This window comes from Clostridium boliviensis (assembly GCF_033342255.1).
GTDB classification, from domain to species: Bacteria; Bacillota; Clostridia; order Lachnospirales; family Lachnospiraceae; genus Lacrimispora; species Lacrimispora boliviensis.
This window is the reverse complement of the sequence record NZ_JAWONS010000124.1, coordinates 19,406-32,393: the sequence shown is the minus strand read 5'-3', so window position 1 is coordinate 32,393 and position 12,988 is coordinate 19,406. Positions and strand designations below refer to the sequence as shown.

17 protein-coding genes are annotated in these 12,988 nt (G+C 43.8%); 14 read left to right on the top strand and 3 right to left on the bottom strand.

Annotated elements, in window-relative coordinates:
* Positions 1 to 59: 59 nt before the first annotated feature.
* Positions 60 to 398, top strand: coding sequence for a DUF3852 domain-containing protein (locus RZO55_RS08545; protein ID WP_318063861.1), 339 nt, complete (start codon positions 60 to 62; stop codon positions 396 to 398).
* A 165-nt stretch (positions 399 to 563) separates the two neighbouring features.
* Here the strand turns inward: RZO55_RS08545 and RZO55_RS08540 are convergent, their stop codons facing one another.
* From RZO55_RS08540 to RZO55_RS08530, 3 genes are all read right to left on the bottom strand, one after another.
* Positions 564 to 1,154, bottom strand: a complete 591-nt coding sequence (locus tag RZO55_RS08540) for a hypothetical protein (protein WP_318063860.1) — start codon at positions 1,152 to 1,154, stop codon at positions 564 to 566.
* Complete coding sequence (locus RZO55_RS08535; RefSeq protein ID WP_318063859.1) at positions 1,144 to 1,626, bottom strand: RNA polymerase sigma factor; 483 nt, start codon at positions 1,624 to 1,626, stop codon at positions 1,144 to 1,146. The genes RZO55_RS08540 and RZO55_RS08535 overlap by 11 nt, the downstream gene beginning before the upstream one ends.
* Before the next feature lie 515 nt (positions 1,627 to 2,141).
* The gene (locus RZO55_RS08530; RefSeq protein ID WP_318063858.1) at positions 2,142 to 2,822 is read right to left on the bottom strand and encodes a hypothetical protein; all 681 of its coding nucleotides are present in this window, start codon (positions 2,820 to 2,822) and stop codon (positions 2,142 to 2,144) included.
* 402 nt (positions 2,823 to 3,224) lie between these two features.
* On the opposite strand from RZO55_RS08530, the gene RZO55_RS08525 reads away from it, so the two are divergent.
* The 13 genes from RZO55_RS08525 (at position 3,225) to RZO55_RS08465 (ending at position 12,936) form a co-directional block, all read left to right on the top strand.
* A complete protein-coding gene (locus RZO55_RS08525; protein WP_318063857.1) occupies positions 3,225 to 4,127 on the top strand; it encodes a conjugal transfer protein TrbL family protein in 903 nt (300 codons plus the stop codon).
* The gene (locus RZO55_RS08520; RefSeq protein ID WP_318063856.1) at positions 4,124 to 4,504 is read left to right on the top strand and encodes a DUF7768 domain-containing protein; all 381 of its coding nucleotides are present in this window, start codon (positions 4,124 to 4,126) and stop codon (positions 4,502 to 4,504) included. Before RZO55_RS08525 ends, RZO55_RS08520 begins: the two co-directional genes overlap by 4 nt.
* Positions 4,505 to 4,620: 116 nt before the next feature.
* Positions 4,621 to 4,884, top strand: a complete 264-nt coding sequence (locus RZO55_RS08515) for a hypothetical protein (RefSeq protein WP_026889870.1) — start codon at positions 4,621 to 4,623, stop codon at positions 4,882 to 4,884.
* Entirely contained in the window at positions 4,881 to 5,468 is a 588-nt protein-coding gene (locus tag RZO55_RS08510) for a hypothetical protein (RefSeq protein WP_318063855.1), read from the top strand. The genes RZO55_RS08515 and RZO55_RS08510 overlap by 4 nt, the downstream gene beginning before the upstream one ends.
* An 80-nt stretch (positions 5,469 to 5,548) precedes the next feature.
* Positions 5,549 to 6,307 carry a Fic family protein gene (locus RZO55_RS08505; protein ID WP_318063854.1) on the top strand — a complete coding sequence of 253 codons (759 nt, stop codon included), beginning with the start codon at positions 5,549 to 5,551 and terminating at the stop codon, positions 6,305 to 6,307.
* 122 nt (positions 6,308 to 6,429) lie between these two features.
* Positions 6,430 to 8,259, top strand: coding sequence for a VirB4 family type IV secretion system protein (locus tag RZO55_RS08500; protein ID WP_318063853.1), 1,830 nt, complete (start codon positions 6,430 to 6,432; stop codon positions 8,257 to 8,259).
* A 37-nt stretch (positions 8,260 to 8,296) separates the two neighbouring features.
* On the top strand, positions 8,297 to 9,346 hold the full coding sequence (locus RZO55_RS08495; RefSeq protein WP_318063852.1) for an amidoligase family protein: 1,050 nt from the start codon (positions 8,297 to 8,299) through the stop codon (positions 9,344 to 9,346).
* Between the two features lie 16 nt (positions 9,347 to 9,362).
* Complete coding sequence (locus tag RZO55_RS08490) at positions 9,363 to 9,866, top strand: gamma-glutamylcyclotransferase family protein (RefSeq protein ID WP_318063851.1); 504 nt, start codon at positions 9,363 to 9,365, stop codon at positions 9,864 to 9,866.
* A 64-nt stretch (positions 9,867 to 9,930) separates the two neighbouring features.
* The gene (locus RZO55_RS08485) at positions 9,931 to 11,034 is read left to right on the top strand and encodes a C40 family peptidase (RefSeq protein WP_318063850.1); all 1,104 of its coding nucleotides are present in this window, start codon (positions 9,931 to 9,933) and stop codon (positions 11,032 to 11,034) included.
* A gap of 48 nt (positions 11,035 to 11,082) precedes the next feature.
* Positions 11,083 to 11,442: a DUF6103 family protein gene (locus RZO55_RS08480; protein ID WP_318063849.1), complete on the top strand. Its 360-nt coding sequence runs from the start codon at positions 11,083 to 11,085 to the stop codon at positions 11,440 to 11,442.
* 35 nt (positions 11,443 to 11,477) lie between these two features.
* The gene (locus RZO55_RS08475; RefSeq protein ID WP_318063848.1) at positions 11,478 to 12,356 is read left to right on the top strand and encodes a ParM/StbA family protein; all 879 of its coding nucleotides are present in this window, start codon (positions 11,478 to 11,480) and stop codon (positions 12,354 to 12,356) included.
* A 4-nt stretch (positions 12,357 to 12,360) separates the two neighbouring features.
* A complete protein-coding gene (locus tag RZO55_RS08470) occupies positions 12,361 to 12,645 on the top strand; it encodes a plasmid segregation centromere-binding protein ParR (protein WP_318063847.1) in 285 nt (94 codons plus the stop codon).
* Positions 12,646 to 12,762: 117 nt separating this feature from the next.
* The gene (locus tag RZO55_RS08465) at positions 12,763 to 12,936 is read left to right on the top strand and encodes a DUF6103 family protein (RefSeq protein WP_318063846.1); all 174 of its coding nucleotides are present in this window, start codon (positions 12,763 to 12,765) and stop codon (positions 12,934 to 12,936) included.
* Positions 12,937 to 12,988: the final 52 nt, after the last annotated feature.

The window sequence follows — 12,988 nt, the reverse complement described above, 5'->3', positions numbered from 1 at the left end:
AAGAGTGCACTGTTAACTTGGTGGTCTATTTTAAAATTAAAGAAAGAGGTGCAATTTCAATGAAGCTAAAACGTATCCTTGTAATCCTTAATATAGTATTGTTGTTGATTTTCCTGTTTGGAATGACTGCACTCGCTGCTGGAAGCGGTGATGTTGCTGGAGCCGTTGAGAGCACATGGAATGATGCGTCCAGCCAAATAAAGACTGTTGTTAACAAGGTGGTATTTCCAGCTATTGACTTAATTTTAGCAGTCTTCTTTTTTGCTAAACTTGGAACTACATATTTTGATTATCGTAAGCATGGTCAGTTTGAATTTGCTGCGCCTGCTATTCTTTTTGCTTGCCTTGTTTTTACATTAACTTGTCCTTTATATATCTGGAGCATTTTGGGTATATAGGCAAAGCAGGAGCCGTTGCATCTTTGTTTTGATGCAACGGCTCAACTTCGTGATAAGTCGTATTATATTGTGTGGTGAAATTAAACACTAACAGAGGGTGTGTTCATAATCTCCTTACTAGAGCAATTTTCACAAGATTAATTCAGTTCTGGGTTTAGCACGGCATCAGTTAAATTCAGAAGGACTCATGTATTTATGAGGGCTGGTGGAATAACCATTTTGAAACTTTACGGTCATGTACAAGGTTTCTTTGTCGCTTTCAAGCTTGACATAGCAAACGCCATTATCAAACTTATTGGTAATGTCAACTTTTTGATCGAACCAGTAAACTAAAACGGAGCCGTCATCCTTATATTCCACTTCTGGGGCTGTCAACTGTTCCATAAGATCTTCTTCCGACGCAGGTATTTCAGTTCCGTCAGGTGCAAATGCAACCCCGCCTCCACCTTGATGCTTCACATTTCCTTCGCTGTCAGTGTAGTCCATGCGGTAACTTCCACTTCCATCGAACTGAATAGTAGCCTCCGTTTGGTCACCGTGAATCCAAAGCTGGAAGATGCGCTGAATTCCACCTACATCTGAGGCATATGCAGCTGTGGCGCTGCCCAAAATCATCACACAGGCAGCAACAGAAGCAATCATCGTATTGAATTTGTGCTGTTTATTTGTTCTTTCCATTATTTCTGCATCCAAAGAAAAATCTTTAGAGGAATGAATTGCAGAAAACGCCTGTTTATATTTTTCCTTATTCGTCATCTTCCCATACCTCCTTTAGTGTGTTGCGAAGCGACATTCTCCCGCGTGACAACCTTACCTTTACATTGCTTGGTGTCACCCTCAAAATATTCGCAATTTCATTTACTGAATAATCCTCGTAATAAAACAGATGAATGACGATACGATACTTTTCCGGAAGTTTCATCACTGTTTCTAATAAGTCGGAGGACTCTTCGGACTCAAACGTCAATGTTTCTATGTAATCCTCCAATGGCATTGAATTCCGTCTGAAAAAAGTATTGTTCTTATTCTTTGCTTTGTTAATAGCCACCCGGATGAGCCAAGCGCGAATGTGCTGCTCTGATTCAAAATCTTTTTTGTGTAATAAATACTGGATGAAAGTATCCTGAACAACATCTTCGGCATCATGTACGCTTTTACACATATTAAATGCCACAGCATAAATACTGTTCCGATATTTTTCAATTAGTATTTCAACTGATGGTTTCATAAGTGTTCTCCTTGATCTGTTTGAAAAGCTTTTCACCAATAATACAAATGAAAATAATAAAAGGTTACAAGACATCTTCAAATTTCAAAAAAAAATTAAAATAGTAGATAGAACTGATTCTCTGAATGAGTTCAGTTCTTTTAAAAAACAGTGTTATTTTTTAATCACAATTTTTCGAACTGTTGATCACCTTGCACTTGTGTATAAGTTTCGCGGCACAGCAGTCTGCTTTTTAATCATTTTACTATAAATCGAAGATCCTATCCACCAGCTTCATGAAAACATTGACTGAGGCATCTTAGGCATATAGGCAAAGCAGAAGCCGTTGCATCTTCGTTTTGATGCAACGGCTCAACTTCATGATAAGTAAGATTTTATTTGGTTGGACTATTTTTCAAAATCTCGTGTAATGCTTATTTTATTCGCTCAATGATTTTCTCAAATCTATAACAAAGCAGAAAAGCACAGAAAGTCATATCTCCCTGTGCTTATATTTTTCCAGTTGCTTATTACTGTTACAGGACATCCATCATAAGCTGAAATATTTGTTTGCTAGTTTCTGGATCACGGCACCTAAGCCTGTCAATTAATTCATCAGTAAAGCCTTGAGCAAACACTGCCGCAATTGGAGCAAGCAGAAACCGCTTTTTCAGCCTTAAGTTGAGTTCTTCCATAAATGGTTCGCCTACTATCTGAGAAATTTGGTTATAAAACTCCTTTAGTTGGAAGAAATCAATCACATCCTCTATAATTTTTACTTGTTCTTTTACGAAGCACTCAGTTGCATAAGCCTGCAGTTCGTCTTCAAGAAAAACAAGAAGCATATACAATTGCGTGTTATATTCCTGAAAGGATAATTTTTTTCTCTGCATTTCATAAGTTTCCAATATCCGTTGATAAAGAGGAGGCGGATTATTTGGCTCAGTGCCGTCCAGTACATGAAGGCATAGGCTCTGGAATTCACCGCACCCCATAAAGCCATCGCTAGCGGCCTCATAAGTAAGTACTGTGTTGACGCCCTCGAAAAAGAGAGAGAGGTAGCAGTCCAGCAAATAGCCTTGTGTTCCAAGTCTCTGCCGGATCTGCTTGGCAAGCCTTAGCAGTGACAAGAGGGAGTCTCCAGAGTAATCAACCTCCTGCCTTCCCAGAAAACTGGATTTGTGTTCAAAAATATTCATAGTATCCCGACCTTTCATAATGTGGTCGGGAATTTCCCGTATTATAAAAGCGCATGCAAAGGTGGGGGTAAGTACACCCCATTTCCCATGCACACGCTTGTTTTTTCATCTTGTGCCGCACCGACAGATGAAGTATAATAATCTTGTCGTGGTGCCGCTTTGCGGTTGTGCTGGGTGGTCGAATCACCTTAGCGCAGGGTTGGTGTGTTGCGAGCACATCAGCCTGCCATGACGTTTTTTATTGTCGAGGAAACCCCGCCAATACCATGTAAGCTCAGAAAAGATAAAATGTCAAGTAATGCTTTCCGAATCTCTCGGAGGGCTTTTTTTAATTTAATGAAATGGAAGTTAATTAGATGTAAACTGACTTAATTTGTATTGATAGGAGCCTGAAAGGGCTCCTTTTTTGGAGGTGATGCCATGTTCATATGGGACTTTGTAGCCGATACGGTGCTGGGTCAGATTCTTGATTGGATTTATAGTCAGATTATAGGATTTCTCGGAAATTTCTTTTCTGCCATGGGTGGTATGGGGGCAGAGCTGTTCGAGATGAGCTGGGTTAAGTCAATTGTGCTATTTTTTGTTTACCTGTCTTGGTCGCTCTATGGCACTGGGCTGGTAGTGTCCATGTTTGAATGTGCGATTGAATATCAGTCCGGAAGAGGAAGTATCCGAGATACTGCTCTTAATGCTATTAAGGGCTTTATGGCGGTAGGACTGTTTTCTACAGTTCCGGTAGAGCTTTACAAGCTGTCTATTTCTCTGCAGAGCAGCCTGGCAACTGGCATAACCGGCTCTGGAAGCGGGTTAAACACTCTTGCAGGCAACATTATAAGCGAGCTTTCCGCAGCAGGCAGCCTTGAAAGTGCAGGCAGCCTTGGTGTTTTCGGCGGGCTGGGCATTATCACCAGCCCCATCATGATGCTATTTATCCTGATTATGATGGGTTATGCCGTAATCAAGGTGTTTTTTGCAAATCTTAAGCGCGGAGGAATCCTGATCATTCAGATTGCAGTGGGGAGTCTATATATGTTTTCTGTTCCCCGTGGATACATTGATGGTTTTACTGGCTGGTGTAAGCAGATTGTAGGTCTGTGCCTGACTGCTTTTCTGCAGGCCACCATTCTCATTGCAGGTTTGATGGTGATTAAGGATAATGCTCTGCTTGGGTTAGGTCTGATGCTGGCAGCAGGAGAAATTCCCCGGATCGCCGGAGCTTTTGGGCTGGATACCAGTACGAAAGCCAACTTTATGAGTGCCGTCTATGCAGGGCAGACAGCCATGAATATCACAAAGACCATTGTAAAGGCGGTGGCAAAATGAAGCTGGTATATATCTGTTCCCCCTATGCAGGTGAGGTTGAACGAAATATAAGGTTTGCACAGGAAGCCTGCCACTATGCCATCTCGCAGAACTGTGCCCCGGTGGCGGTGCATCTGATTTATCCTCAGCTGCTGGATGATATGGTTCCTAAAGAACGGAAAATTGGAATTCAAATGGGACTTCGGATACTCATTACATGTGAGGAATTATGGCTGTGCGGTTCCTGCATCAGCACCGGAATGCTTTACGAGCTTAAAGAGGCCGAACAGCTGGGTGTACCAGTTAGGAAAGTATCAGAAGAGGAAATTATGGAGCATAGCAAAATAAGAAAGGAATTTATGTCAGAGGAAGGGCCATCCACCGGAATACGATATTGATAAAGCCGTTAACTCTCGGCAGCCTATATGATGGACTGTAGCGATTCCCTGTGTGGAGCATGTGCTCCGGGGAATCGCCTATTTACTAAATTTAGAAAGGAACAGGAGGAATACGCATGTACATCTATCCGGATAACTTAAAATCAAGGGCCACACTCTGGTTGTGGCAGCTGCGGGATATTGGCATCATCGGAGTGGGACTTTTAATATCTGTGTTTGCATTTGTGCAGCTGTGGCTTTTGCCACCTATTGTGATTACCGCCCTTTATGCCTTTTTAACAATTCGTTTTGATGATATCAGCATCCTTGACTTTATTAAATATTCCTGCGCTTTCTTTTTAACGAAACAGCAGACCTACGAATGGGGGTATCCAAAATGAGTAAAGAACAGAAAAGTACAAGACAGCGTCAGGTCACCCGTCAACTAATTGGAACCAGAGAGGTGATGGATTATTGTCTTGAAACCTACAGGAGCGATCGTCTGGTATATTTTATGATTAAGCCCACAAATATTTCTGTTCTATCAGAAGAAAGTATATCAGCTCGTATATATGCGTTGATGACTGTTCTCAAAGGCTTCGCTGAGCTAGAGTTCCTTTGTCTCAATAGCCGGGAAAGCTACGAGGATAATAAGCGATTTTTGCGAAGCCGTATGGATCAGGAAGATAAATCGGCTGTGCGGAAGTTGCTGGAGTTGGATCTTCTTCATCTTGATCGTATACAGGTGCAGATGGCAACTGCGCGGGAGTTCCTCGTCATCATACGGCTTTGTAACGAAAAGGAAAGCGAGGTTTTCCCTTATTTAAATCGCATAGAGAAAATCTTGAGGGAGCAGGAATTCATTGCACAACGAGCTAGCAAGGAAGATATTAAGCGATTACTGGCAGTCTATTTTGAACAGAATGTTACAACCGAAAAATTTGAGGATTATGACGGTGAGCGTTGGGTGATACTTGGTGATTAATATCTTAGTCTTGCATTGAATAAATAACCAAAACATGGTAAAATATCATATTAGGAACAGAGAAGAAAGGAGTGGATAGCTTGGATTATAAAGTATTGCTTCAAAAGAGAGATGACTACGAACAAATTAAAGATTCACTCCCTGAAATAACGGTAAAAAGCTACGCTCAGCAATTTGAACTACAATATACACATAATTCAACAGCAATTGAAGGAAACACACTTACCCTTTTGGAAACTAAGGTGGTATTGGAGGAAGGTCTGTCCGTAGGTGGAAAAAAACTTCGGGAAATTTATGAAGTCATCAATCATAACAAAGCCTATCAGTATGTAAAAAACTGTATCTCGGAAAAGAAGCCTTTGGACGAGCATATCATTAAGGACTTACATGCTATTTTAATGGAGAATATTATGATTGGAGGAATATATCGGAACGTAGATGTTTATATTTCTGGTGCCTCCCATACACCACCAAGCCCTAACGAGATGTATCGTCAGGTAAAATCATTTTATATGGATTTGCAGGATAGAGCAATAGAAAATGTAATTGAGCTTGCGGCTTGGACCCATGCTGAGTTTGTGAGAATTCATCCGTTTGCGGATGGAAATGGAAGAACCTCCAGATTGATTATGAACTATCAGCTGATGGCTCATGGCTTTTTGCCAATATCTATCGCAAAGGAAAACCGTCTGGAATATTTTAATGTTCTGGAAGCTTATGCAGTAGAACGGGATATTAAACCATTTTCCAATATGATTGTATCCCTAGAGGAAGAGCAGCTTGACCGCTATCTTGGAATGGCAATTTCACAGGAACAAACACAGCAACAACAATTTTAAAGAGAAAGACCTCCAGTAATAATGGGGGTCTTTCTCTTTGCCAATTTAATATTTTGCATCCGCAAGCCGTCACTTTTTAGTGGCGGTTTTTTTGATTTAAATCAAACGAAAGGAGTTTGCCCATGTCGAAAAAAAGTAATTCTAAGAGTATATCGCAGAAGGATATCCAAATTCAGGAGTTTCTTGATATGATTGCGCCCTCGGTAATCAAATTCAATACCGATCACTTTATCTGTGGTAATACCTATCGGTGCGTTTGGGCACTTCGTGAGTACCCAACCGCTACTGATGAGCAGGCCATCCTCCGTCATCTTGGTGAAAAGGACAGTGTGACGCTGCACCTCTATACCCGTCATGTTACCCCGGTAGAGGAAAAGAAGATCATATCAAATGCTGCAAACAAAAACCGTATGCAAAGTACCAGTACACAGGATTTACAGCAGACGGTCACAGCGGAAAGCAATCTGCATGATGTTGCGACTATTGTGGCGCAGATGCATCGGAGCCGGGAACCACTGCTTCATGTTGCTGTGTATATAGAGCTGACCTCTCATGACTATGACCAGCTGAAGCTCTTACAGACGGAGGTTTTAACCGAACTCATCCGGAGTAAGCTCAACGTGGACCGCCTGATGCTGCGTCAACAGCAGGGATTTCAATGTGTCATGCTCTCCGGCTATAACGTATTCGGAGATCAGTTTGAACGGGTGCTTCCTGCCAGCTCGGTCGCAAACCTGTATCCCTTTAATTACTCCGGCAAGACCGATCCCAACGGCTTCTATCTTGGTCGGGATAAATTCGGCAGTAATATTCTGGCAGATTTTAACCGCCGTGCTGATGACAAAACCAATGCTAATATCCTCATTCTTGGAAATTCCGGTCAAGGAAAAAGTTACCTTCTAAAGCTTATTTTGTGTAATCTGCGGGAATCCGGCATGCACATCATTGGACTAGATCCCGAAATGGAATACGAGGAACTGACCCTCAATCTCGGTGGCTGCTTCATCGACCTCATGTCTGGAGAATTCATTATCAATGTATTGGAGCCCAAAAGCTGGGATGATACCGGCGATCCAAAAGATACAGAGGCACCCCAGGCATTCCGGCAGACCAGCAAGCTCAGCCAGCACATCAGTTTTCTAAAGGATTTTTTTCGCACTTATAAGGACTTTACTGACAGAGAGATTGACACAATCGAAATCATGCTGGGGAGGCTTTATGAAAAATGGGGTATCACCGATCGAAGTAATTTTGACCGATTAAAGCATACGGATTACCCCATTCTTTCTGATTTGTACGACTTCATTGAAACGGAATACAAGAACTTTGATGAAAGTCACCGACAGCTTTATACAGCAGATTCTCTGCGGGAAATTTGCCTTGGACTTCATTCCATGTGCAAGGGAGCAGAGTCAAAGTTTTTCAACGGCCACACCAACATCACCAGCAATGATTTTATAACTTTTGGTGTTAAGGGTGTGTTAAATGCCAGTAAAAATCTGCGAAACGCCTTACTGTTCAACGTGCTGTCCTATATGAGCAATGAGCTTTTAACTACCGGGAACACCGCTGCCAGCATTGATGAACTGTATCTGTTCCTGACGAACCTAACCGCAATTGAATATATCCGCAACTTTATGAAACGTGTACGTAAAAAGGAAAGTGCCGTCATTCTTGCTTCGCAGAATCTGGAGGATTTTAATGTAGAGCATATAAGAGAGTTGACCAAGCCCCTGTTCTCCATCCCGACGCACCAGTTCCTTTTTAATGCAGGCTCCATTGATGCAAAATTCTATATGGATACCCTCCAGCTGGAGAAATCCGAATTTGAGCTCATCCGTTATCCCCAGCAGGGTGTGTGCCTTTATAAATGCGGCAATGAACGCTATAACCTGATGGTTCATGCACCGGAGCATAAGGCAAAGTTATTCGGAAAGGCAGGCGGTCGCTGATGACTGTCCGGAATATATGGCGAAGGGAGTATAACTCATGGACATGAAGGAACAGCGGTTTGGCATTGAAATTGAGATGACCGGCGTGACTCGTGAACAGGCAGCAAAGGTTGCGGCCGAATACTTCACAACTGCCAGCCATTACGACGGCACTTGTTATGATACCTATTCTGCGTTGGATTCTCAGGGGCGTAAATGGAAGTTTATGAGTGATTCCAGTATTACTGCACAGAAAAAATCTGGACGTCAAATTGTTTCCGCTCCGAGTGAATACAAAACCGAGATGGTCAGCCCTATCTGTCGCTGGGAGGACATCGAAACGGTGCAGGAGCTAATCCGCAAGCTTCGAGAGGCTGGTGCAATCACCAACAGCTCCTGCGGCATCCATGTACACGTGGACGCCTCTCCCTTTAATGCAAACACGCTTCGGAATATCACCAATATTATGGCAGCCAAGGAGGATATGATTTATAAGGCTCTGCAGGTGACTGTCGATAGACAGCACCGATGGTGTAAGCCGGTAGAAAGCCGCTTTCTGGAGGAATTAAACCGTAGAAGACCTAAAACTCTGGATCAGGTCAGCGGCATCTGGTATAACGGCACGGATGGCAGCCATGAGCATTACCATGACAGCCGCTACCACTGTTTAAATCTGCACAGTGTATTCCAGAAGGGTACGGTGGAGTTCCGTTTATTCAACAGCACTACCCATGCCGGCAAGATCAAAGCGTACATTCAGTTATGTATGGCGGTTTCCGCACAGGCCCTGAATCAGCGCTGTGCTAGCCGAACCAAGACACAGACCACCAACGAGAAATATACATTCCGCACTTGGCTGCTGCGCCTTGGTCTTATTGGAGATGAATTCAAAACCGCAAGGCTGCATCTGTTGGAACATCTGGATGGCTGTATTGCCTGGCGTGACCCGGCACAGGCCCAGCAGCAAAAAGAACGATTACGGCAGAAAAAAGAACGGCATTTAGAGGAGGAACAGAGCGTTTCGGCGCAGACGGAGTCAGTAACAGAATACGAAACAGATCAGGCCGGGGAAGAAGAGCAAAGCCCCGGTCTTACTATGTCCATGTAGAAGGAGGAATGCCTAAATGAAAAAAGAAACCTTATATATTGCTTATGGCAGTAATTTGAACCTTACTCAAATGGCCTATCGGTGCCCTACTGCAGAGGTAATAGGTACTAGTGAAATGAAAGATTATGAGATGCTGTTCCGGGGGAGTCGCAGTAGTGCTGTTGCAACTGTGGAGCCTCTTATCGGTGCAAGGGTTCCGGTTCTCTTGTGGAAAATTCGTCCCCAAGATGAGCTTGCTCTTGATCGGTATGAAGGATATCCGAATTTTTACCGAAAGGAGCTGTTTCCTGTGGAGTTAGGCGGCAGATCAGTAAATGCCACGGTGTATATCATGAATGATGGGCGCCCGTTTGGAGCCCCTTCGGATTATTATCTTAATACCATTCTGGAGGGTTATCACTCGGCTGGTTTTGATACGGACTTTCTGGAACAGGCAGTGGAAAAATCGATTCAGTTAGCACAGAGTCAGGAACAGTATGAGCAGCAGCAGGGGAATCTGTTCGGACAGAAATGGTGGTAAAAAATAAGTTTTACTGCCCTTTTAGGATAATTCGTGTGTATGTTTACAAAAAGGAGGTGCGGCCATGGCTGATCCCGTAACGATTACTATAGCGGCAAAGGCAGCAATTATGGCAGCTGCAGATAAACGGACATGGAAGGCGGTGGGTGTTCTCATTGCCGCGATTTTAACACCTTTTATCCTGATTATTGTCATGATTTCCAGTCTTTTGTCTGGAACTGCGAACCATAACAACGCCGCTGTTCAGCTATCCTTTCATAACGGAGTTATTACAGGTCAGGTGCCGGAGGATTATCGAGAATATATTGAGGACATGCGTAAAAGTTTTTCTAAGCTGGATGTGATTATTGCTGAAATCACATTGATGATTGAGGAGGGAAGTCTTGACCCTGTACAGGTTAAGGCTATTTTTTATTCTCTGTATTTCGGCGCTGAATCCTTGCGAGGAATTGATTATCAGTCATTTACTGACTGCTTCGTTCGCTACGAGGAACGCACTCGTACATGGACGGATGAGGACGAAGTGGAGCATGAGGAGACCTACACCGTAGCGGTGCCGCTTACTTCCCTTCCAGTAATTTATAGAAATTTAGAAAGTACACTCGGACGCAGAATTTCTTATGAAAATCAGGCAAATGCCTCGGAAATTTATTACCGGGCCTTGTATGGAACCGGCGCAGCAGGCGAAGGAGACCGATTTGATCAGTGGTCGGATTGGCTGCCGGAACAGTTTGTCAATCCCACCTATGATCTGACTGCCGGAGAAACTGGTTCCCAGGCTGTTCAGCTTGCGCTGTCCCGTCTGGGAGATCCCTACTCACAGGAGCTTCGTGGTCAGGCAGCTTATACCGACTGCAGTTACCTTGTACAGTGGATATACCATCAGCTGAGGGTTAATCTTCCTGGTACCGCTGCTGAGCAGGGAAAATATTGTGTCAACAATGGTCTGACCGTTTCGAAAGCCGATCTTGCTCCAGGTGATCTTGTGTTTTGGAGCCACAAAGTAAACGGACGTTATCTCAATATTACTCATGTGGGAATCTATGCCGGCAATGGCAAGGTAGTGGACGCCTCATCTTCCAGAGGACGGGTTGTGTACCGGGACCTGTTTGATGCAGACAAACAGGTGCTGTATGCAAGACCTTATGCGAAAAATACGGCAAATTGAAGACCGTAATTGCTGGAAATAGAAATTAAAATTATAGGAGGAAAAGCAATGAGCATGTCAGAATTAAAGGTATCTTTTCCGTCGGAAAAACTGGAAGCACTCCGTTTTTTTATGGACAAAAAGGAGCTCACCATTGAACAGGAGCTGAAGGATTATTTGGACAAAACCTATGAAAAAGCAGTTCCTGCGCAGGTGCGGGAATATGTGGAGAGCCGCATGGAGCAGGTGTCTGCGCCGCAGGAAGGCCAGGATACATCCTCTGTAAGAGAACGACCAGAACGACCTGTCCGTCAGAATCGACGCCAGAGGGAGCAGGCAGCTGCGGAGATACAGACAGAACAAGTGCCATCCGAAACACCATCAGAGGATTCTCAGGAGGAAACGCCGGGTATGACTATGGGGATGTAACTGTAACCGCAGAAAAAGAAAAGGAGGTTTCTGCCATGATCAAGTTTGGAATAGACAATGGAAACTACAATACAAAATCCTCGGACGGTCTGCTTTATGCTTCTGGTTTTACTGTAAGTGACCGGGAGTTTTTAACTCCGGAGCTTCAGCTGTTCTATGAAGGCAGCTATTACGCCATCGGAGAGCGACGTCTGCGTTTTCAACAGGATAAGACAATGGAGCAGGACACTTTTATTCTCACCCTGCCAGCTATTGCCGAAACTATGAAACGTGTTGGTATAACGGATTCAGATATTATGCTTGGTGTAGGGCTTCCCATCGACAGTTATGGTACACAAAAAGAAGCGTTTCGGCGGTATTTTCTACAAAATGTGTCCTTTGAGTTCGAAGGTACAGCATACCAATGTCGTATTTCTGACTGTAAAGTGTTCGCCCAGGGACATGCGGCACTGTGCCGGTATTATCCTCGTTTGCAGGAATACAGAAGCATTACCCTCGTTGACATCGGCGGTTATACGGTGGATGTTCTCACAGCCCATAATTTCAAGCTGGAGCGTGCAAGCTGTGTTAGTCTGCGTTTGGGAACGATCATCCTCTACAGCCGCATTCAGGACGCTCTGCAGAAAAGCGGCATTCTGCTTTCGGATGCTTTGATCACTGACGCTATCCGAGGGAAAATTCAACACACTGATCATAAGAAAATTGAAGAAACAGTGGAGTATGAAGTGTTTGCCTACTGCAAGGAACTGCTGAACGCTCTGCGGGAACGAGGCTTGGATTTAAGGCTCCCTACTGTGTTTGCAGGCGGCGGAGCGGAGCTGCTGGAATCCCGGCTGCGAGGAAATGAGATTAATATTGTTGCTGTGCTGAACCGGTTTGCCAATGCGGACGGGTACAAGCTCCTGCTGGGATAAGACTATGCGAAAACGATACTATTTATCTTTTGATATGGACGATCTCAGACACCAGGAAGCAGAGCGGCTGTTCACGCAGCAGGCCAGCCGTCACCGAACTGAATTTGTGGTGTCCAGTATTCTAACCGCTAAACAAAACAGTCTTATGGAACAAGTTGTGCGACAGGCAGTTCGAGAGGAAATAAATCAGCTCTCATTGAGAGTTACTCCTCCACAAGAGGAGCGGGCTGTGGCAGCACAGCTGGAGGAGCTTCCCGGCAGTCTGATACATGCACTTGAGGATTTCTAGCACACTGATGTTTAACCCAGAAGAAAGGTTGCACCAACTTGGCTCAAATTCATAGCCAGTTGCTTAAGGTGTTTATGATGAATGCACCTACTTGGCTTACTTAAATGGAGGTTAAATATGAAAACAACTCTAATCCAAATATACTACGGACTGGAGAAATTGGAAGCTCTGCGGCAGTATCGAAATGACGCACAAATAAATGAAGATATGGAGGGTGTGCTTCAGGCTCTCTATGAAAAGAATGTTCCTGCAGAGGTTCAGGAACGTATTGAATCAGCAGGCAACATATAGGAATTTACTCTTTAATTCCTAAAATATTAAAGTGGTCAGAATCGTCAAAACT